This window comes from Clostridium kluyveri DSM 555 (assembly GCF_000016505.1).
Lineage (GTDB): Bacteria > Bacillota > Clostridia > Clostridiales > Clostridiaceae > Clostridium_B > Clostridium_B kluyveri.
Window position 1 is genome coordinate 3,115,794 of sequence record NC_009706.1, and the last position, 21,668, is coordinate 3,137,461.

Genomic DNA, 21,668 nt, shown 5'->3' on the forward strand with positions numbered 1-21,668 from the left:
GAAAAACAGGCAAAAATAAAAAGGCAAAGATTTATAAATCACAACAAAATCTTTACCTTTTCACATTAATTTTCTATCATACCCTGTAGTATATTTACTTGAGATGTATCTACCTTTGAAAACACAGCAGTTTTTAATTCTAATTTTTCAGATTGAGATAACTTTCCGTAGGCGGCTCTCACATTACTCTCCTCTGGATAAGGATTATAAGTAGAATCCCTCATATTTTCCACAACAGATATCATCTTTGACATAACGGTCTTTTGCGCCTCGGTACTCAAAGAATCTGAAGCCAAACTTAAACTACTTACTACATGGTCAATTATCTGACTATCTTCCGATGAATTGCTTTTAAATGAATTTAATTCTCCTATAACACCTCTTATAGAGCTAAGTTTTCCTTTTAATAAGTCTTCAATATTAAATTCTTTTTTTTCAAGTGTAACTAAAAGTTTTCCATTCTTTACCTCTATAGAAGTTATTGTTATAGGCAGTTCTTTCATATTGAGCATTATGGAATTTCCTTCAACATAGGCCCTGCTTTTTAGTTTTTCTCCTAACTTCTCCAAAACATATTTTTTAGGAAGAGTAATTTTACCTACTTTAAAATAATCTGGTGTATATTTTAATTCACTATTATTTACAGATATATTCCCCTGAGAATTTATAAGTACATTAAATCCCTTGTAACTCACAGGTATGTAAAATCCAAAAGTTTTATCCTGAATATTACCTTCTATTGATTTTATGACCAAATCATCTTTTCTATATTCTTTAAAATAGAGGGCTATAATTTGATTCACTTCATCCTCTGTAAGTTCTGCAGTAGAGCCTTCACTTTGTGCTTTGATTATCTTGTTAAAAAGCTCTGCTGAAAACTTATATTCAGAAGAACTATAACTAGACTTCCAAAAAATAAGTTTTGCAAAAATTGCTGCTGCCAGAATCAAAAGAACTATTACAATTAAAAATATTCCCTTTTTACTTCTCATAAATTTCATAATATACCTTCTCCTAAAAATTAAAAGTTATCCTGAAATAAAATTTCAAGATAACCTCTAATTAATTTTATTTTTTCCTTTTAACAGCCTTGATATTCTTTCCTCCACTTATTTTCACCAGTTTATAGACCACAGACCAATCATTTAACGAGGTATCTTCTTCAGGATGTACATTAGTTGGAAAAGCGAAATTACATATTTTAGCCCTATAAGGACTTACTGTAAAATTATCCAACGTAAACTTTTCCGATTTAACAGCCCTTTTTTTGGCATCCAATACAGTTATAGGTATCTTATCAATGGTAATTGGTTTATTTGTGGCATTTCTCATTACTGCTGTAACTAATATATTTCCGTTCTTTCGCAGGCCTACACTAAAAGTAGATATAGAAAATTCTCCTTCTGTCATTTCTGGCAGTTCTTCTAAAAATTTGTCAAAAACAAGCTTGTCTTTTATATCTATGCTTTCAGGAAGCCCTTCATACCTGGGCCTTACCTTTGAAGTTATACTAAGATTACCCTCCAATATAATTTTCCAGTCATCTTCTGGTATTTTATCCACTTTAACATTCTCTTTATCAAAGTAAAGTTTTAAAGGTCTTGCCGAATGTGGAGGAAGTGTTCCAAGAGACGATAGGTTAAACTTCTGAGCTGCCAAAACATCACCTTTGGAATTTGTAATTACAAAAGGTATTTTATTTAAATTCAAATCATATGAAAGTCCATTTCTTATATATACTTTAACCTCAAGTTTATCTTCTACATCATAAAGGTATACACCTGACACATTGAGTTGCCCCTCCTCTATAGGGGGAAGTTCTTTTATTTCATCTTCAAAAATTTCTTTTTGTACATCAGAAACTACATTTTCTTCTTCGTCTAAAAGAGAGAGAACTGTGGAAACATATTCTGTACCGGTATTTTCCTTATCATGTTCTGTTTTCTTTACCATTATTAAACCTCCAAATTTCTTATAATAACTCATTTAACTTCTAGCTCTCTTAATTTATCTTAGTTAAATATATCATAAGGATTTTCTAAAATCAAATGCAATTTTTATGGTAATTTTTTTATTTAAAGATTCATAATTTATAATATAATGTGTTTTTAATTTTACAGGGCAATAGTAATTGTAACAATTTTACACAATAATTATACTGAATTACAACGCTCTACTGTGAATAATATGGTATAATAACCTAAAACCACATAGGGAGGGAAAAAATTTGAAAAATTTTTTTAAAAAATACTGTAGTTTAATTCTGACTTCTCTATTTCTCTTAAGTTGTGTACCCTTTCAAAATTCTTATAAAGTACTGGCAGCAGATAACAAAAAATATTCAATAACAGATTTAAATTTATCTGCAGATAGTGTATATGCCTTTGAAGATAATGGACTGGCAAAATTCAAGAAAGACGGTTTATACGGTATTATGGATACTAATGGAACAATAATCCTTGCCCCCCAATTCACTTCTATATCTTCCTTCAAGAATGGATACGCCAAGGTTTCCAAAGGATCAAAACTGGGTGTTATAAATTCAAAAGGAACTATTATAATACAACCCCAATTTAAGGATATAGGTGATTTTTCTCAAAATGGGGTGGCATCTGTAAATACAGGCTCCTCCTGGGGAATAATAAACCGTTTTGGTAAAATGATTATTGAGCCTAAATTTGATACTGTATACAACTTTGAAAATGGATTCATAAGGGTAAGAAAAGATAATAAATATGGATTTTTAGACAGCAGTGGAAATATACTTTCAAATTGTATATACGATAATGCCTATAACTTTCAAGAAAATTATGCCGCTGTGAAGAAAGGAGCTTCCTGGGGGCTTATAGATACTAAGGGAACTTTTACAGCCTTTAGTTTTGATGAAATAAAATCTCCTATTCTAGGAACGATACCCATAAAAAAAGGAGATAACTGGGGACTCTCTGATATGAAAGGTAATATAATTTTACAACCGGAATATAAGGATATATCAGCTTTAAATAAAAACTTAATTAAGGTATGTAATGGAGGCAAATATGGAGTTATAAATAAAAATGGTATTAAAATCTTAAATGTTGAATATGACAGCATTACACCTAATGAAAATGGACTATCTCTCATATATAAAAATAAAATTTACGGAGTTATAGACTCACTAGGCAAAATAATAGTACAACCCCAATTTGACTGGATAGATAATTTCCAGGAAGGAAAAGCTATTGTAGAATCTCATGGTACTTATGGTTTTGTGGATACTGAAGGAAAGGTAACTTTTAAATCAGAATTTGATAAAATATATGCATTTAGAGAAGGGCTTGCCAGAGTACAAAAGAACAATAAATATGGATTTATAAATGATAGTGGAGATATAGTAATTCAACCTACTTTTAATAGTGCTTATGACTTTAACGAAGGCTATGCAGCAATAGAAAAAAACACAGGTTCTTCAAGTATTGAAGATTCAGATGACCAAAGTCTCATAAGCAAGTATCTAAAATGGGGATATATAGATAGGCAAGGTTCTACTTTTATTTCCTATGATTTTAAAAGTGCATCCTCTTTTAACAATGGATGTGCACTTATTCTAAAGGATGGCAAATGCAGTCTTATAAAAAACCATGATATGAAATTTATACCAAACAGCACCATAACAGATTCTTTTAAAACATGGAAAATAAAATTTAGTAAATCTCTTCAGAATAAAACCACTAAAAATTCTGATGATGATATAATAAACGATATAAATATGACTATGACAAACAATATTAAAATTACCGACAGCAGCGGAAAATACAAAGATGTTTCTTTTACTTTTGAAAGCCCGGATACTATAATAATAGCTCCTCCTTATAATGGATATAAAGTTAATGAAACCTATACTATTACAGTACTTAGCAATGGGAAATACAACATTAGAGATACAGAGGGAAATACCCTAAAACCTTCTATTATAAAAATTCCCTTTTCAGTTACTAACTAAGAAAACACATTTAAATTCACAGTTTACAATGCACAATTAAGGAGGATTTTTCTTAGAAAAATCTATAATAAAGAAAAGATACCTAGATTTAAATTATAAAAATCTAGGAGTCTCTTCTTTATTAACTTCTATAATCTAGTTTATTTTCATCACATATAACTGTAATATCTGGCTGAACAACATTTTTTATTTCTTCATCTTCCTCCCCATCAGATAATCTAACATCAAAAGGTGCCGTATATACTTTAATTATAAACTGTGAATTGTGTATTATTTCACAGTTAAATTCACTACCATTTTATTGTCCCTTACAGCCATTACAGTAACTGGCATTTTCTCATATTTCTTTTTCAGATTTTCGCCATATTCTTGTGCAAGTTTTTTAACTTCCTGGTCACTGACTCCTTCTTTAACCACCATAGTAACTATAACCTTATTATTTTGCGTATATACCCTTCCATTTGATATGATTTTTTCCTTTTTAAGCTTTTTAGTTTTACTTTCGTCCTCTGTTATGCCAAGTCTTTTATCTTCCTTAGCTTGTTCAATTTTAACAGGATCTTTGGATTCCACAACCTTTTTGTGATAAAAATATCCTGCTATACCAGCAATAATTACTACAATAATTATGATTAATCCTATTGCCCTAGCCTTATTTTTAACTACTTTATCCTTAAGTAATTTAAGCTTATCTTTCATAAAGACCACCACCCTTTAAATCAATTCTCAATTTACTATTCACAGTTCACAATTAGAGAAAGATTTTTCTGTGAAAAATCTACAATAAATTGTGAATTGTGCTCTATGAACTGTGCATTGTGTTATGTGCATTGAATAGGCAAATCCATTCTATCATACTTATTATAATTTAACAGTTATCCCAAAGGTTATTCATGAAAAGTTAAAAATTAAGAGTCAAGAATTAAAAGTTGAGGAAGACTTTTCTCAGCTTTGCTGCGAAAAATCTCAAAATATAGCAACAGCACCACTAAAGCCTTGCTTTAATGGTGCTGTATTTTAGATTTTCTAAAACATAGCGGAAGAAAATCTTCATTAGCTTTTAACTATTACCCTTTAACTATTACCTAATCTTTCAATTATCAAACTTAGAAACCTAAATCATAATTAGAGGTTTTCAGTTATGAACTAATAGTGAAGAGCCTATGAACTTGCTGGAAGATCTTTAGTCAGGGTATATTCAAATTGATCCGATAGTATCATGTAATTGTCCACAGCATTTTCTAAATTTACCTTTTCACTTTCAAGAGAAAGTTTATAAGAATCAAGTTCCACTTCAGTTAAAACCCCAGCCTTAACTTTGGCTGCAGCAATATCATAGTTCATCTTTGCATTGTCTACTTTTATCTGCTGTGTATTCACGGAATCCTCACTATTTTTAAGGGTATAATACTGATTCCATAAATCAACTTTCTTTTGCAATTGCGTAGTATAGATATTATTTTGAGCCGTCTGTATCTGAAGCCCTGTATTGACTTCTCCCGTTGCATCATTATAGGAATATTGTTTATATATATCTTCCTGTATTTTAAGTATAGAAATATTATTGACTATTTTTGTAATATCATAGGAGTTATTAACTGCTTGATCGATTCTTGACTGTATGTTGCTATCGTCAAATTTTACAAGCTCCCTATTCACTTCTGGCAAAGTTATTGTATTATCTAGACTTATGTTTACAGCCTGTGCTATGCTCAACTCATACTGCTCCAATTGAGCTTTTGGAGTATTAAGTGCTGCTATAAAATTACTTTTTTGAACCTCAAGAGTTTGAAGAGCATCACTTGTCAATTGCCCCTGCTTTATTTTAGCATTTGTCTGTTCAATTTGTTTATCCATATTTTCTATCTGTGCATTTATAACAGTTATTTGACGTTGACAACTTACTGCATCTAAATACTGTCCTTCTATAGTAAACTTTATATTTTGCAATTCATCCTCTCTATCATACTTGGCATTTTTAATATTTTGTTCATCTAGTTTAGGTGTAACATCTGTTATAATTTTTACAGCAGCATATTGCCCCCGAGGATAATTAACAGAACTTGTTCCCTTATACAAAGAGGCATTTTGACCATCTCTGTCATATTGTTTCTGATAAAGAATTATTTTTTGATCAAGCATTTGAATTTCCTTATTATTTGTTTCTATAAGTTTTAACAAATCATCCAGGGTAAAATTATTTGGATCAATAGTACCTGTGGAAATTACAGATTCCGTAGTACTGCTAGATGATGGTACATCAGCTTCTGCAAAACAGGTAGTGCCTATACTAAGAGCCATTGCAAGTCCAATTACTATACTTAACTTTTTTTTCAATTTTTTTACCTCCTAATTTGTAATTTTTGATGTATCGCTTCCGATATCACAAGCAAGATTTAATTTAAGCTGTGCTATCCATATATCTCTTTGAAGTGATTTTAAATCATTTTGAGCAGTTTTCACACTTATTTCCTGTGAATCAAAATCTATTTTACTCATTACCCCTGCCTTATATTTTGCAAGAGCAATATTATAATTTGTTTGAGCCAGTGCGAGTGCATCTTTTTTTGAATCCAAAGCTTTACATTTGACCTGTAAATTATTATAAAGTCCATTTATTTCAACAGGTATGGTCAAATTATCCATGTCCAGAGCATCTTTTGCCTGTTCCACATTATATTGTCCAATTCCATACATGACATCATATTTAGATGGATAAACCGACTTTATAATTTTAAATTCAAAGTTCTTTAAATTTACGTACTCCTGAGCATTTAAGATTTCAGCCCTGTTTTTCAATGCATCATTTACATAATCATCATAACTTCTTATATAAGGGGATTCTGTAAATTTATCCTTAAGGAGCACATCATATTTCACATATACATCTATATCAAATATCTTATTTAATTTCATAATTTCAAGTTCATATCCCCTTTGAGCCTTGTTGAACTGAGCTTTTGCATCATAATAGGATACCTCTGTCTGTTTCACATCTGCCTCTGTAATAATCCCTAAATTTAACTTTAGCTTTGCACTATTGTATTGTTCTTCAGCATTGTTAAGCTTGTCCTGTTGCAGATCCAAAGCATCTTTACTATTCATAACATTATTATATTCTGTATATGCTGATAACTTAACTTCATTTTTAGTGACTTCTTTTTGATTGGTATATTTATAAATAGAAAATTTAGCTTCCTCAGGGGCATTTGCTATAGTTATCATAATGTTATATCTCTCATCATTTGTCATATCATCACTAGTTTCACCTGCGCTGCCTGTATTTTTTATAGCCTTATTATAAGAGTTTTGTGCCTGTTGTATTGAAATATCAGCATTTTTAACCTTATAAGTACTATCAATATTGTTACTTATCAGACTGTCAATATCTAAGGTATTTCCCTGCGCAAAAGCCGTAGTACTTGTACAAAAGCTCAAAACAACTGCGGCAGCAAGCATTTTAATCTTATTCATATTTTCCTCCTTCCATATGTTAAAATATTTTCTTACGAAATATAATATTTCAATCATGAACTGATTTTACCACAATTATAGTTATATTTCCATAGTTAGAACTATAATTACTGATATGCAAAATTTTACAAATATGTTTTCTGACCATTGCCAAAATAAGAATATATTCCTATAATTTACCTATACAGTATTTTTTATATTCATGATACAATTTAAAGGTATATTATTATAAAGGGAGATGTAAACTGAATGAAGAAAATAACAGGACTAACTATATCAATGGCCTTGATACTTTGTATGTCTAATATTGCCTATGCCAAAACTACATATAACGTGACGAGATTTGCTGGTCTTGACAGATACAAAACTTCTCTAAAGATTTCAAACAACTTTCAACAGGGAACTTTACAGAATATAATACTTGCCAGTGGAAAAGATTTTCCAGATGCATTAGCAGGAAGTGTTTTATCTAAAAAATATAATGCTCCCATACTCCTTATAAATACCGATTTAAGCGAAAATTCCGACGCCATAGAGTACATAAAAAATCATATAGATAAAGAAGGAACTCTATACGCCTTAGGAGGCACTGCGTCAATAAGTGATGAATTCCTAAACTCCATGAAACAGTCAGGTTACAAAAACATTACAAGGCTTGGAGGAAAAAATAGATTTGATACCAATAAGTCTATAATAAATTCCATGAAAGTGGAAAAGGGAACCCCTATAGTTATTGCAAATGGATGGGGATTTGCAGATGCCCTAAGTATATCAAGTATAGCCGCTTCAAAAGGATATCCTATATTTATGACAGGAGATACCTATCTTCCAGAAGAAACCAAAAGCCTTATTTCAGATATCAATCCCAGTGATGTTTACATAATAGGTGGACAAGGTTCTGTAAAAGATGGAGTAATAAACCAGTTAAAATCTCTTGTACCATCTTTAAAAGACAACAACATAATAAGAGTAGATGGACAAACTAGGTATGAAACTTCACTAAATATATGTAAATATTTTAATTTAGACACAGATACAGCAGTGCTGGCCAGTGGTGCAAATTTTCCTGACGCATTATCTGGAAGTGCTCTGGCTTCTAAATTAAATGCCTCTATTCTTCTCACAGATGGCAATGACATATCAAACCAAAAAAGCTTTATGGATGAAAAAAAATATAAAAAGGTAGTAATCTTGGGAGGTATAGGAGTTATAGACTTGCCTGTGGAATACCTGTTAAAATCCCCATCAGATGTGGTAGAATCTGAAAAAAACTATGTAAACAATTTAAAAACTTATTGTGAATCATATGATGACAAGAATACAAATATATCAGAACAATTAAATGGAACCTATAATAATATTATTGATATAATATCAAATTTGGATTCTGCCGCTAGCAGTTATGAAATATCCCAAAAGCTTGGAGAACTGATTGGATCATTTGAAGAAAGTATTTCCTATTTATCTGATTATAAAAATGAACTTATTTCACTTAGAGATAAGGTATCCAATCTTTCCATACCAGAAGGATTGGATACTCTAAACAAACAATATTTAAATAGTATAAATACTCAAATTGAAACTACAAATAAAATATTGGATTATATGAATAACTGCAATAATATATTCACTGCCCTTAAAAATGCAGTAGATACTTCAGATTTGGATAGAATAAATGAAGAAGCAAACAAACTCGAAAATTTATCCAGTGATATGGATACAATTTCAAATATAGAAAATGGAAATGAGGGTATAAGCAGCTTATATACCCGCATCACCACAGCCTTAAATAATTTACAGCAGTAATTGTGAAAAGCCTTTTCCTAAATATAGGAAAAGGCTTTTCACAATTCACAGTGCACAATTTATAGATTTTTTACAGAAAAATCATCCTAAATTGTGAATTGATCTACTAATCGACAGTTATAGTTCTGCCATCTAAATCATCAGTAGATGGAGTATAAAGTGTATATCCTGAGTTACCATGTTCTTCACTTCTTATATTAATCTTAGAACTATCACTATTGGCAGAAATAGAAATTTTATCCCCTTCTTCCAGGGTTCCGTTATTAAACCTGTAAATGATCTTTCTTTGATCTATAGTTATACCAGTAGGTGTCAATTCTTTTCCACTAGTATTATCGGTGAATACAAAATCATCATAGTAGGAAGATCTCATATCATCATCAATATCCTGATTAAATACTATGGTAACAGTGTCTGTATTTGAACTCTTAGCAGACCATAATTCAGGCATAGTTACTGGAGGAACATAAACTTTAGTAGAACCAGATCTTATATTACGTCCTGCCCAATCCAGAGAATTAGTACTATTAATACTAAGTGTAGTACTTTCACCTGAATTCTTTATGCCATCAATCTTTTCATTATTTTTAATTCCAGATTTAAATATAAGTATTACATCATTTCCGCTGCAGTACCCACTGTCTGGAGCATATCCATCTACCCTGAAATCATTTAAGCTGAGAACATCAAGTGGGGCAGATAGAGAAACCTTAACCTTTATATCATTTCCTTCAAAAGTCATCTGTGCAGTATCTGATACAATTCTTGGTCCATCATTAGAACTAACAGTTATCTCTCCAAGATAAGAGCCAAGGTCTAATGGATTTCCATCCGCATCTTTTACATTTTTAACTCCCATTTGAATAACACTAGTCCCACTGCTTCCAGAGCCTATAGTAAAACGAGATGGAAATTCTATAGTTACACTTTTACAATCTAAGCTAGGACTGACTATTGCACTACTTGGGAGAGTCCTGATATCCCCATTGCCGTCTTTAAATAGATAATTTGATGAATCTTCAAGGGAAGACTCGTCCATAGTCTTGCTAAAGAACATAGCTATTGCATTGGAGTTATCGCTTCTTCTAACTATTTCAGTAACACTTACTCCCCCACTATCCATTCCTGAGAGGGTAACGCTGTAAGGATCCATAATATTTGGAGTTGAATTTGTATCAATAATATTTTGTATCTTTAATGTATATTTAGAACCATTTAATGTATTATCATCAAACTTAATATTAAAAGTCCTGTTACTGTTTCCATCTACAGTTACTGCATATATATCGGTAACTTTATAGGTTATATCAGCACCACTGGAATCAAGTACAGTATAGTTTCCTTTATTTACTGCATAGCTTCTTGTTACATCTTTACCAAATTTAATCCTTATGGTTTCTTCATCAAAAATGCTTGCAGAAGTAATGGTAGGCTTATCACTATCTCCACCTATATAAAGGTTAATATTGGCCTTGTTAATATAATTTCCAAAGGTATCTTCCACATTTGAGCTTATGGTAACTGTATTCTCTCCAGATTCAAGCAAATCTCCTATCTTTCTAATTTTAACTATAGTATCCTCAGACCCTTTATCAAAAGTCACATAAGTGGAATCAACACTCACTGTATTATCATTTATCTTATAGTTTGTTGGTTCAAGGGCTGTATCCTGATCCATAGGCCTGTTATATTTTACATAAATGGTATCTACATTGTTGCTAGTTATATTTAGAATTTGGGGATTACCAGATACGGCGTTTACTGTAAAATCTTCAGATGTGCTGCTTAAAGGGAAATTAGCCGCATTATCCAATCTAACTCCCGATTCCCCATTTGGCACAGTAAAAGTATTTTTACCTATAGGAAGAGGAGAATTAAAATAGAACTCTATTCCATCTGCCCACTTTTCATCTGAAGATTGATCCCTAAATTTAGTGTCCGATGTATCTAATCCAAAGGCCGTTACACTCTGCCTATTTATCTTAAATGAAGATAAATTGCTGGTAGTCACTCTAATAGGCTGTGAAAATTTAACTACAAGTTTATTTCCCCCTACTGCCGTTACAGAATCAAGTGAAGGGGCAGTAACAGATGAAAAAGTGATCTGTTTATCGTACTTTGATATAGTAGTCACTGAATCTTTAGCATTTATGGAATTTTTTACAGTAAATGTTACACTCTTATTTTGTTTAAATGGATTTGTAAATGTGATCAGGACTGTTCTATTATCCTCCTGCAAAGTAGCTGTGGCCTTAGTTTCCGCAGTGGAGCCTAAGTAGCCACCGTCAATTTCATAATTTGCAGCTCTTTCTGCCGAATCCTCATCCACATCGGTGTTGAATACAACCTTAATCTGGTTAAGTCCATTAGCACTTACAGAGGCAACAGTGGCACTCTCTACACTGCTTCCTGAAGCTGCTGCATTTATATTAGAAATAGTATTTTCAGAAACAGCGCCTTCTTCTCCTATAAGATTCAAGTCTGTGGTTTCTGTTACTTTATCCCTTATGTAATTTAGAGCATTGGAAGTAGATTCATCATCTTCTTCTCCAATAATCACCAAAGGTGCAGTATTAATTCCTGCCACAGAAGCAGCAATAAGTGCATCTGCATATCTATCTCCGCTAGCTTCTGCAACATACAGTTTATCAGCTTTCAGCTCACTATCGTATTGATTTAATATATTTAAATTTGTATCAAATCTATTATCTCCTCCAGATATTCTGGATACAGCTCCTAGTTCATTATAAATTTCACTATTTATTAAATTTTCCGTACTGAGTACGGTTACTTCTGAATTATTACTCTTCACAAAATCTACTATGGACTTCATAGTTTCCGTATTATTTACACCAAGCAAAAGTATTTGTCCTTTTGCAGCAGCAATAGGTGCCGCAGAAAGAGAATCTGCAAAACCTTCTCCTGAAACCAACATAATGTTACCCGTATCTACACCGAGCTTTACAAGCTGCTGGGCTACCTTAAGATTAGTTTCATATCTATTTTTTCCACCTAATTCAATTAAATTGTAGCCATCACTTTTAAGCTCATCCCTTATGCTTTGTGATATTGAAGCTGTTCCTCCTATTATATATATATTTTCAGGATTTAACTGTTCAAGAGCGGATTTAGCATAGGCATTAAGAGAATTAGACTTCGTTAAAAGTATAGGTGCTTTTAACTGCTTAGAAATTGCTGTGGAACTAATAGCATCTGCATACCCTTCCCCTGAGGCTAAGACTACATCAGTGGAGGTAGTCCAATTTTTTTCTGCAACAACAGCTGCAGTTTCATAACAATCTGCTCCAGACAGTTCTGTAACTTGTCCTACTGCCGCTTTAACTTTGGTAAAAGGCAGTGAAGCCGAAAGAATTAGGGATACCACTGCTATACTACTTACAGCTTTTATGGTACTTCTATTCATATATTATAACCTCCTATCTTTTTAGCAATATATGAATATTGTACCATACATACTAAATTTTATATAGATATATGGGGTTAATTGTACATGTAAATTATACCAAGGGCCCAATCTTTTCAGATTAAATTTAAAAATTTCAATTCATAATACACAATTCACAATTATGATTCACAATTTATTATTTGTTGCTTTTCCATTTCCGCTGCTGCCCGCACAATACCCTTATTTATAGGTTCATACATTTCTATAACTTTCAATCCTTTTGCCTCTAACTTTTCCCTTGGTTCAACTCCAATTCTAAGTACAAGAACTCCCTGGCAATCTCCTATGGCTCTGACTATTTTTGAAATTTTATCCTCATGTTCGTCACAGTCTACAACCCCTGTACAATATTTATCCACATTTCTTTTTTCTAAAAGTCTTATGGTTCCAGAATCATAGGAATATATATAAAATTCAGAAGCATGACCGAAATGCTGGTCTATATTAATGCCAGACCTTGAGGACACTGCAAATTTATATTTTTTATGATAAAATTCAGCCGCATCTTCATGATTTTTTTCAACTTTTCCAGAACATCCTCCAGAGCACCCTGCAGGAGTTCTAAAATCTATGGAACAATCCTCTGCCAGAGTTCCTATGGCATCTGCCCTGCACTGTTTGCAGTGATACATCTGTTTCATATCTACTTCACATTTTTTTCTCATTTCATTTAATTCTGCATTTGAAACCAGAGGTAAATGCTCAAATCCACTTCCTTGAACAGGTATCATCTGCATTATGTTGGTCATGTATGCACCGCAGTCTTTAACTTTTTTAACTACTTCTTTTATATGTGAATCATTTATTCCCTTCAACATAACTATATTGACCTTACACACTACACCCTTTGAGCATAAATATTCAAGTCCTGAAAGTTGATTGTTTAAAAGTATTCTTGCACCTTCTTCTCCCTTGTATTTGTGTTCAAGATAATTCACTTCCTTATATATAAGTGCCCCTATTTTTTCATCTACTGCATTTATGGTTACAGTAACATGGGATACTCCAAGTTCTATTAGCTGGTTCGCATAAAAAGGAAGCATTAGTCCATTTGTGGACAGGCAAAAAGTTATTTTAGGATCTTCTTTTCTTATAAGTTCCAAAGATTTTTTTACTTTGGGGAAATTTGCAAGAGCATCTCCAGGGCCTGCTATCCCTATAACTGTTAAATTTTCTATTTTACCTTTAACCAGCTTGAACTTTTCAAGTGCCTCCTCTGGGGTTAAAACTCCACTTGTAACTCCCGGTCTGCTTTCATTGGCACAATCATATTTCCTGCTGCAGTAATTACAGCTTATATTACATTCAGGTGCCACAGGTATATGCATTCTGGCAAATTTATGGGCATTATCTCCAAAACAAGGGTGGGTACAGCTTTTATCCTTATTTGATTTTGAATTATCCTCCTTCATATCTAAAATAGGGAGATAATAGTCATTATAAGCTTTTTCCCTGTAACTATTCTGAGTTATTTCCAGCATGGCATTTGACACGGCATCTATTAAAAATGAAGAACCATTGTATGCAGTTATCACCTGTCTTTGTCCTCCCACTCTGTCATGGATAGGAAAGCCTGTTCTTATGAGCTTTACCCCAAGTTTCTTTGCCATTCTCCTTCCATCTGAATTGCCTATCATCAAATTCACATTGAACCTTTTAGCATAACTCTCCATAGTTTCAAAATCAGTATCATCAAGTACTATTGAATCCTCTTTCTGAGCCTTCAACTCCTCTTTAAGCATTTTCTTCAAAATAGAATTTCTAGAACCTGTACCTGCCACTTTCACAAGTATTCCATTTTCCACACAAAGCCTTGCGGTAGAGAGTAAAAGTTCAGGTTCTCCATACAATACCACCCTTGCCTCTCCAGTATATTTATGATTATCTATCATGGCATCTAAATATCTTCCTTTTTGAATTATATATTCTTCCGGTATAGCCTTTCCGGTAATTTTTGATACAAGAGAAATAAATTTATTTGTATTTCTTATACCTACTGGTATACCACATTTATAAAGAGGTACTTTAAATTTATCCCTTAAATACACTCCCGGAGAATCTTCATCCTGTATTGTAAGGCCCATTTCAATGGTAGCTGCCGCTCCTGCCATTTTCTTTATGTCCTCTATTTTAGTTCCTCCCTTTGGTATCCTCCTGTACTTTTCATTGTGGGAAGAATCCAAGGTATTTGATACATCCGGTAAAATAGTATATTCTATTTTGAAATCATCCAGTATTTTTTTTATATTTCTCACATCTCCCGGATTTAAATTGGCACATACAATATTTAATTTCCCAGTATTTTCACATTCTTTACATACCTGTTCCACTATTTTTCTTAAAACACTGAAATATCCTTCTGCCTGAGTGTTTCCATATCCCGGGGTAGATGCGGTTATTATCTTTATATCCTTCATATTTTCATTTTTTTCCTGTTCTCTGTAGAATTCCTCAACTATTCTATTTATATCTTCCCCTATGGTTTCTGCAAGACAGGTAGTAAGTATACCAATAGTGGTTGGATTATACATTTTTATCATATTATTAAGACCTTTTTTCAAATTGTCCGCACCACCATATACAGTGCCCTGCTCCGTAAGGGCGGAAGATGCTATATCCACAGGTTCATTATAATGAGTAGCCATATGTCTTCTAATGTAGGTACTGCACCCTTGAGAACCATGTAAAATCACCATATTGTTTTCTATTCCCTTAAAGGCCATGACCCCTCCCATAGGCATACACATTTTACACGGATTTATATCTACATTTACCAGTTTTTTATTACTCAATTAAACCATCTCCTTAAAATGTTCTATATATAATTCCAAACAGGGCTGTTTATAGTTAAATCTATTTCTTTTGCAAAGTTTACCGCCCCTTCAAATCCAGCCAGTATATGCTTCCTTTCATGGTTGTGATCACAAAATGCAACTCCCAGTTTATAGGCAAGAGGTCTTTCCTTTACTCCCCCTACAAGTATATCCGCCCCTTTTTCAACCATAAATTTTTCAAGTTCAGAGGGGTTTGCATCATCTAATATTACAGTGCCTTCCTTTGTAATCTGTTTTAACACTTCATAGTCTTCAGGTTTTCCTGTTTGTGTTCCTACCATAACCGTTTCTATTCCCAAATCCCTAAATTGCCTTATGAGAGATATGGCCTTGTAGCCTCCCCCTACATATATAGCAGCTTTTTTACCATATAGCCTGCTTCTATAATAATTCATGTCATTTTTTATTTTCTGCTTTTCAAACTTTATAAGTTCCTCTGCTTTTTTTACAGTTTCCTCATTTCCCATTAGACCTGCAATTTGAATCAGTGAATTTTCACTATCTTCTATACCCACAAAACTGGTCTTTATAAATGGAATTCCATAGCTCTCTTCCATCTGTTTGGCCATGTATCCCATGGAACCTGCACATTGAACTATATTTAATTTAGCCTGGGGAGCTTTTATTATATCATCGTATCTTCCATCACCTGTAATATTGGCTACCACATCTATTCCTATCTTTTTAAGATATCCTGTTACTACCCATACTTCTCCTGCCAGATTAAAATCTCCAAGATAATTGATACCGTGAATTTTTTCTACTTTTTTCTTTTCTCCTATAAGCTTCATTATGGCATCACAGGCCGCTCTGTATCCCATAGATTTATTTCCGGAAAACCCCGGGGATTTTACAGGTATTACTCTCATGGAATGTTTTTTTTCTGCCATTTTACATACTGAATCCACATCATCTCCAATAACTCCCACTATGCAGGTGGCATATACAAAAATAACTTTAGGGTGAAATTCCTTTACAATTTCATCAATGGCCCCTACCAGTTTTTTTTCTCCTCCAAATACTACATCCATTTCACTTAAATCCGTAGAAAAACTATTTCTAAACAATTCAGAACCACTGGTTAGACTGCCCCTTAAATCCCAGGTATAAGCCGCACATCCTATAGGGCCGTGAATCAAATGAAAGGCATCTGTTATAGGATTTAAAACTACTCTGGCGCCACAATACACACAAGCCCTTTGACTTACAGCTCCCGATGCACTGTTTTCCTCACATCTCAGCTTCATATCTTTATTTTTAATGTTGTAACAGACAAATTCTTTTCTATCCTCTATAATTTCCACCCTGTTTTCCATAAGCTCCCCTCCTAAAAGTTTTTTATTAAAGTGAATTCAGGATGTATTCCATCCTGAATTCAGCAAATTTTTGATTCTTACAGCACAAGTTCAAAATCTTCTTCCTTACATTCTCTATCCATTTTGTCTAATATTGCATCACACATCATCTCAATCAATCTCATAGAGCCTCTGTATCCTATTTTAGGATTGTAGTAGTATCCGTATCTATCCAGTACAGGAAATCCTAATCTTATAAGAGGAGTATTTTCTGCTCTTGCAATATATTTTGCGTGGGAATTTCCAACTATAAGATCCACAGGTTCATTTTTAATCCACTGATGCATTTCAAAGAAATCTCCTGAACTTTTGACTTTGGCTCCCTGTACTCCTGCTTTTTCCATCATTCCATTTATAGTCTTTTCAAATTTATCTCCAGGAGTACCTGTAACAACATATCTTGGATTCATCCCTAGTGATATTGCAAATTGGGTAAATGGTATTACCGTATCTGGATCCCCTATTATAGCTACTTTTTTACCATGGAAATATTGATGGGTATCCAGCATTAAATCTACCAGCTGACCTCTTTCCTCTTCAATTTCATAAGGTACTTCCCCTCCTGCAAGTTTTACAAGCTTCATCAAAAACTCATCTGTGGCATCTATTCCTATTGGTATAGGAAGGGTGTCAAAAGGTACCTTGCATTTTTTTTCAAGCTCTATTGCTGCATCCTGGGAGGAAACGCTTCCAAAGGCAAAGGTACGCTTGGAATTTCCCGTATCTTTTATTTCTTCGATTTTCGTTCCCCCTTTTGGAAACATCTTAAATCCTTCAGTCATAGGTGAATCTACTACCCCACTTGTATCCGGCATTATAATATATGGAATTCCCATAATTTTAAGTATTCTTTTATACTCCCTCATATCCGCAGGACCCACAAATCCCGGCAATATATTTACCTTTCCATTTTCAACTCCCGTATTTTTAGAGAGGTACGCAACCATGGCTTTAACCATACTTGAAAATCCTGTTATGTGAGAGCCTACATAACTTGGGGTATTTGCATGAATTACTATTTTTCCCTCTGGTATTTCCGAACTTGCAATATAGGTAACCAGGTCATCTCCCACTGTTTCTGAAAGACAAGTGGTATGAACTGCTACAATATCCGGGTTGTATATTGAAAATATATTCTTCATGGCTGTCTTAAAATTAGCGCCTCCTCCAAATACACTGGCACCTTCTGTAAATGAACTGGTGGTTGCCATTATTGGATCCTTAAAATGTCTTGTAAGCTGCATCCTGTGGTAGGAACAGCACCCTTGAGAGCCGTGACTGTGAGGCATGCAATTGTGTATACCAAGAGCTGCATACATGGCCCCTATAGGCTGACAGGTTTTAGCCGGGTTTATTCTCAGAGCTTTTCTTTCATATGATTCTTTTGGTGTTAAATCCAACATTATTTTTCACCTCCTACTATTTGCCCTTCAAGTAATGGTTCTTTCCTCCAAGGTGGAGTAACATAGCCCCAGGCCGGTGTAAATACTCCTGCAGCCAAATCCCTTGCAAATACAGCTGCACCTCTAAATCCTGCATAAGGACCAGAGTAATCATAGGAGTGGAGCTGTTTTGAAACTACTCCCATTTTCTGTATAACATACTTGTCCTTTATTCCAGAGAAAAACATATCAGGCTTTAATAATTTTATAAACTGTTCTGTTTCATGGTGGTTAAGATCATCTACTACTATAGCTCCCTCATCCATATCCTTAATCATGCCTCCATAGTACTCAAAAGGTATTTCCTCTTTTAAAGTTTCATATCTTTCAGGCGGTATTATAATGCGGTATCTTTCTTCATCCTTTTCTACAGTAAGTTCTGGTATATTTCTTGTATCAGCATCCAATTTTATAGTTGGAATAACTTCTCTTCCCTCATAATCATCACGGTGTCCAAATTCATATCCTGCGAGTATAGTTTTTATGCCTAAATCCTCCAGTAATTTCTGGTAATGGTGCGCCCTTGAGCCCCCTACAAATAAACATGCAGTTTTTCCATGAAGTTTGTCTTTGTAAAAACTTATCTCTTCGCTGATTGCTTCCAGTTCCTCTTCTATAACTTCTTCTGTTCTTCTGGTAAGCCCTGGATCATTAAAACATTTTGCCATATTTCTAAGTGTTTCAATGGTAGATTCCACCCCTATAAAGTTTACTTTAACCCATGGTATCCCATATCTTATTTCCATCATCTCTGCAATATAGTTTATGGATCTGTGGCACTGTACCAGATTCAAGTCGGCTACATAAGATTGTTCCAGTCTGTCGTAGGTACCGTCACCGCTGAACCTGCCCACTACGTTATATCCTATTTTTTCAAGTACCCTTTCAATTTCCCAGGCATCTCCTCCTATGTTATACTCGCCCAACATGTTTATGGAAAATTTCTTCTGTTCCAAAGGCTTTTTTCCCCTGCCTACAACACTTTCAAGTATATTGTTATTTGCTATATGGTGGCCTGCGGATTGACTTACTCCTTTATAACCCTCACAGTTAAAGGCAAGTACCTGTATACCATATTCCTTGGTTGCTTCCTGGGCAACTGCATTTATATCATCACCTATAAGGCCAACTGGACAGGTAGCATATATTCCAACTGCCTTGGGATGGAAAAGGTCCACTGCTTCTTTTATGGCCTGTTTCAATTTTTCCACCCCGCCAAATACTATATCTTTTTCCTGCATGTCCGTAGAAAAAGTATACTCTAAAAAATTCTGTCCCCCATCTTCGGCTTTAGCCTTATTTCTCCTGGTTGCCCAGGTATAATAGGCACATCCTATAGGTCCGTGGGTTATATGCACCATATCCTTAACCGGTCCGAGAACAACACCTTTACATCCTGCATAACAGCATCCCCTGTTTGTCATTATGCCAGGTACTGTTCTTACATTTGCCTGTATAACTGGATTTGGTTCATCATTTGACTTTATCAGTATATGTTTTTTTCTATTTTTAAAAGTTTTAGCCGGATATACTTCCAAAACTTGATCCAATACCTTTTTCATAAAATCATTCCCTTCTAAAAATTAAACAGCTTCATCCTGTGTTTCTCCAGTTCTTATCCTTACCACATCTGTAACTTTGGTTACAAATATTTTTCCGTCTCCTGGATGTCCTGTTTGATTTATATCAATAATAATATCTGCAATTTTTTTTACATCTTCATCCTTAGCTAAAATCCATATAAGTCTTTTTGAAATCAATCTGTAGCTTTCAGATATCTGCTCCATAATTTTTCTATCCTCAATCCTGTGCAGTTCTTCTTCCGACATATATTCACTTACCATGGAGAAATTAACCATTTTCTTTCCTCGCCCTAAAACATCTTTACAGGTTATAGATGGAAAGCCATTTTCAGCAAGAGCTTTTTTTGTTTTACCTACCATATTCATTCGAATAACGGCCATAATTTCTTTCATTTTACGGTTCCCCCTTATAAAGTACTTGTTCCTGAACTTATGGTATACACCTCTTCCACTGGAGTTACAAATATCTTTCCATCTCCAAAGGCTCCTTTTTCACCTGTTTTTGCATTTTTTGTAATTATTTTTATAATATCTTCTTTGTCTTCATCCTTTATAGCTATCAAAAGCATTTGCTTTGGTATTTCATCATAAAATATTTCTCCTACTTTTACTCCTCTCTGCTTACCCCTGCCTACTACATCAAACTTGGTAACTGCCGGGAACCCTGCATCACATAATTCTGAAAGCACAACCGCTGTTTTTTCTGGTCTAATAATAGCTTTTACCAATAGCATATTGAATTCACTCCTCTTTTATGGTATAATACCTTTGGTTATAATTTGATTTTTTAATTAACTTTAGGTATATCTCTTGGAATTTTAGCTGAATTTAAGAGATATACTCTCTGATTCTAATCTTATTTGATATCCTTATTTTTTCATATATTTTTGAGATTTTCATCATTCCAGCAGCCCATGTTCCATAAGTATATCTTCCAATCTTTCCTGTGCCATAGGCTTTGGTATTACAAACATGTCATTTCCATCTATAGCTTTAGCCAGTTCCCTATACTCATCTGCCTGTTCCACTTCAGGGCTAAACTGTATAACGGTCTGTTTATTTATTTCTGCTCTTTGGACATCCTGGCTGCGGGGTACAAAATAAATAAGCTGTGTTCCAAGTTCTTTTGCAAAAGCTTCCAAAAGCTCTCTTTCATTTGCAACTTTTCTGCTGTTGCATATAACACCACCTAACCTTACACCGCCTACATTGGCAAATTTACTTATACCTTTTGAAATATTATTTGCAGCATACATAGCCATCATTTCTCCACTGGCAACTATATATATTTCTTTAGCTTTGCCCTCACGGATTGGCATTGCAAATCCACCACATACAACATCACCTAATACATCATAAAAAACATAATCCAATTCATCTTCATAAGCACCAAGCTGCTCCAGCATATTGATTGAGGTTATAATCCCCCTGCCGGCACATCCAACTCCCGGTTCAGGTCCCCCTGACTCAACACATTTCACATCTCCATATCCAATTTTCATTATTTCCTCTAAATCTACATCCTCCCCTTCTTCTCTCAGTGTATCAAGAACTGTTTTCTGTGCCAGTCCACCTAAAAGTAATCTTGTGGAATCCGCTTTTGGATCACATCCTACTACCATTATTTTCTTCTTCATTTCAGCAAGTCCTGCAGTAAGATTTTGTGTAGTTGTAGATTTTCCTATTCCGCCTTTTCCATAAATAGCCACTTGTCTCATTTTTCATT

At 33.8% G+C, this 21,668-nt stretch carries 15 protein-coding genes and 1 pseudogene; 2 read left to right on the top strand and 14 right to left on the bottom strand.

Translation table 11 applies throughout. From position 1 onward, the window contains the following. Positions 1 to 65: 65 nt before the first annotated feature. Both CKL_RS14930 and CKL_RS14935 read right to left on the bottom strand, forming a co-directional pair. The gene (locus tag CKL_RS14930; protein ID WP_012103410.1) at positions 66 to 1,001 is read right to left on the bottom strand and encodes a hypothetical protein; all 936 of its coding nucleotides are present in this window, start codon (positions 999 to 1,001) and stop codon (positions 66 to 68) included. A 67-nt stretch (positions 1,002 to 1,068) separates the two neighbouring features. Further along, positions 1,069 to 1,953: an SLAP domain-containing protein gene (locus CKL_RS14935; RefSeq protein WP_012103411.1), complete on the bottom strand. Its 885-nt coding sequence runs from the start codon at positions 1,951 to 1,953 to the stop codon at positions 1,069 to 1,071. Between the two features lie 274 nt (positions 1,954 to 2,227). On the opposite strand from CKL_RS14935, the gene CKL_RS14940 reads away from it, so the two are divergent. After that, positions 2,228 to 3,982 carry a WG repeat-containing protein gene (locus tag CKL_RS14940; RefSeq protein WP_012103412.1) on the top strand — a complete coding sequence of 585 codons (1,755 nt, stop codon included), beginning with the start codon at positions 2,228 to 2,230 and terminating at the stop codon, positions 3,980 to 3,982. Positions 3,983 to 4,115: 133 nt separating this feature from the next. Here CKL_RS14940 and CKL_RS21390 read toward each other — a convergent pair. The 4 genes and pseudogenes from CKL_RS21390 to CKL_RS14955 all read right to left on the bottom strand — a co-directional run. Next, positions 4,116 to 4,229, bottom strand: a pseudogene (locus tag CKL_RS21390) (Uma2 family endonuclease); the annotation flags it as partial. Between the two features lie 23 nt (positions 4,230 to 4,252). Next, on the bottom strand, positions 4,253 to 4,681 hold the full coding sequence (locus CKL_RS14945) for a hypothetical protein (protein ID WP_012103413.1): 429 nt from the start codon (positions 4,679 to 4,681) through the stop codon (positions 4,253 to 4,255). A 462-nt stretch (positions 4,682 to 5,143) separates the two neighbouring features. Then, positions 5,144 to 6,319 (bottom strand): TolC family protein, encoded by a 1,176-nt coding sequence (locus tag CKL_RS14950; protein WP_012103414.1) that lies wholly within the window; start codon positions 6,317 to 6,319, stop codon positions 5,144 to 5,146. 12 nt (positions 6,320 to 6,331) lie between these two features. Beyond that, positions 6,332 to 7,456 carry a TolC family protein gene (locus CKL_RS14955; RefSeq protein ID WP_012103415.1) on the bottom strand — a complete coding sequence of 375 codons (1,125 nt, stop codon included), beginning with the start codon at positions 7,454 to 7,456 and terminating at the stop codon, positions 6,332 to 6,334. Positions 7,457 to 7,705: 249 nt separating this feature from the next. Here CKL_RS14955 and CKL_RS14960 point away from each other — a divergent pair, with 249 nt between their 5' ends. Then, the gene (locus CKL_RS14960; protein ID WP_012103416.1) at positions 7,706 to 9,262 is read left to right on the top strand and encodes a cell wall-binding repeat-containing protein; all 1,557 of its coding nucleotides are present in this window, start codon (positions 7,706 to 7,708) and stop codon (positions 9,260 to 9,262) included. A 106-nt stretch (positions 9,263 to 9,368) separates the two neighbouring features. Here the strand turns inward: CKL_RS14960 and CKL_RS14965 are convergent, their stop codons facing one another. The 8 genes from CKL_RS14965 to nifH form a co-directional block, all read right to left on the bottom strand. Continuing rightward, entirely contained in the window at positions 9,369 to 12,686 is a 3,318-nt protein-coding gene (locus CKL_RS14965) for a cell wall-binding repeat-containing protein (protein ID WP_012103417.1), read from the bottom strand. Positions 12,687 to 12,847: 161 nt separating this feature from the next. Continuing rightward, a complete protein-coding gene (gene nifB / locus CKL_RS14970) occupies positions 12,848 to 15,520 on the bottom strand; it encodes a nitrogenase cofactor biosynthesis protein NifB (RefSeq protein WP_012103418.1) in 2,673 nt (890 codons plus the stop codon). Between the two features lie 23 nt (positions 15,521 to 15,543). Continuing rightward, positions 15,544 to 16,878 carry a nitrogenase iron-molybdenum cofactor biosynthesis protein NifE gene (nifE, locus tag CKL_RS14975; RefSeq protein ID WP_012103419.1) on the bottom strand — a complete coding sequence of 445 codons (1,335 nt, stop codon included), beginning with the start codon at positions 16,876 to 16,878 and terminating at the stop codon, positions 15,544 to 15,546. 77 nt (positions 16,879 to 16,955) lie between these two features. Next, positions 16,956 to 18,320 carry a nitrogenase molybdenum-iron protein subunit beta gene (gene nifK, locus CKL_RS14980; RefSeq protein WP_012103420.1) on the bottom strand — a complete coding sequence of 455 codons (1,365 nt, stop codon included), beginning with the start codon at positions 18,318 to 18,320 and terminating at the stop codon, positions 16,956 to 16,958. Further along, positions 18,320 to 19,921, bottom strand: coding sequence for a nitrogenase molybdenum-iron protein alpha chain (gene nifD, locus CKL_RS14985; RefSeq protein ID WP_012103421.1), 1,602 nt, complete (start codon positions 19,919 to 19,921; stop codon positions 18,320 to 18,322). Before nifD ends, nifK begins: the two co-directional genes overlap by 1 nt. Positions 19,922 to 19,942: 21 nt before the next feature. After that, a complete protein-coding gene (locus tag CKL_RS14990; RefSeq protein WP_012103422.1) occupies positions 19,943 to 20,335 on the bottom strand; it encodes a P-II family nitrogen regulator in 393 nt (130 codons plus the stop codon). 14 nt (positions 20,336 to 20,349) lie between these two features. Next, positions 20,350 to 20,676: a P-II family nitrogen regulator gene (locus CKL_RS14995; RefSeq protein WP_012103423.1), complete on the bottom strand. Its 327-nt coding sequence runs from the start codon at positions 20,674 to 20,676 to the stop codon at positions 20,350 to 20,352. Positions 20,677 to 20,841: 165 nt separating this feature from the next. Next, complete coding sequence (gene nifH, locus CKL_RS15000; RefSeq protein ID WP_012103424.1) at positions 20,842 to 21,660, bottom strand: nitrogenase iron protein; 819 nt, start codon at positions 21,658 to 21,660, stop codon at positions 20,842 to 20,844. Positions 21,661 to 21,668: the final 8 nt, after the last annotated feature.

Bases quoted from the DNA above. Each gene is read 5' to 3' on its own strand.
- nifH (WP_012103424.1), bottom strand. From the start codon at position 21,660: ATGAGACAAGTGGCTATTTATGGAAAAGGCGGAATAGGAAAATCTACA.
- CKL_RS14960 (WP_012103416.1), top strand. From the start codon at position 7,706: ATGAAGAAAATAACAGGACTAACTATATCAATGGCCTTGATACTTTGT.
- CKL_RS14955 (WP_012103415.1), bottom strand. From the start codon at position 7,456: ATGAATAAGATTAAAATGCTTGCTGCCGCAGTTGTTTTGAGCTTTTGT.
- CKL_RS14990 (WP_012103422.1), bottom strand. From the start codon at position 20,335: ATGAAAGAAATTATGGCCGTTATTCGAATGAATATGGTAGGTAAAACA.
- CKL_RS14935 (WP_012103411.1), bottom strand. From the start codon at position 1,953: ATGGTAAAGAAAACAGAACATGATAAGGAAAATACCGGTACAGAATAT.
- nifE (WP_012103419.1), bottom strand. From the start codon at position 16,878: ATGGAAAACAGGGTGGAAATTATAGAGGATAGAAAAGAATTTGTCTGT.
- CKL_RS14965 (WP_012103417.1), bottom strand. From the start codon at position 12,686: ATGAATAGAAGTACCATAAAAGCTGTAAGTAGTATAGCAGTGGTATCC.
- CKL_RS14995 (WP_012103423.1), bottom strand. From the start codon at position 20,676: ATGCTATTGGTAAAAGCTATTATTAGACCAGAAAAAACAGCGGTTGTG.
- nifK (WP_012103420.1), bottom strand. From the start codon at position 18,320: ATGTTGGATTTAACACCAAAAGAATCATATGAAAGAAAAGCTCTGAGA.
- CKL_RS14930 (WP_012103410.1), bottom strand. From the start codon at position 1,001: ATGAAATTTATGAGAAGTAAAAAGGGAATATTTTTAATTGTAATAGTT.
- nifD (WP_012103421.1), bottom strand. From the start codon at position 19,921: ATGAAAAAGGTATTGGATCAAGTTTTGGAAGTATATCCGGCTAAAACT.
- CKL_RS14945 (WP_012103413.1), bottom strand. From the start codon at position 4,681: ATGAAAGATAAGCTTAAATTACTTAAGGATAAAGTAGTTAAAAATAAG.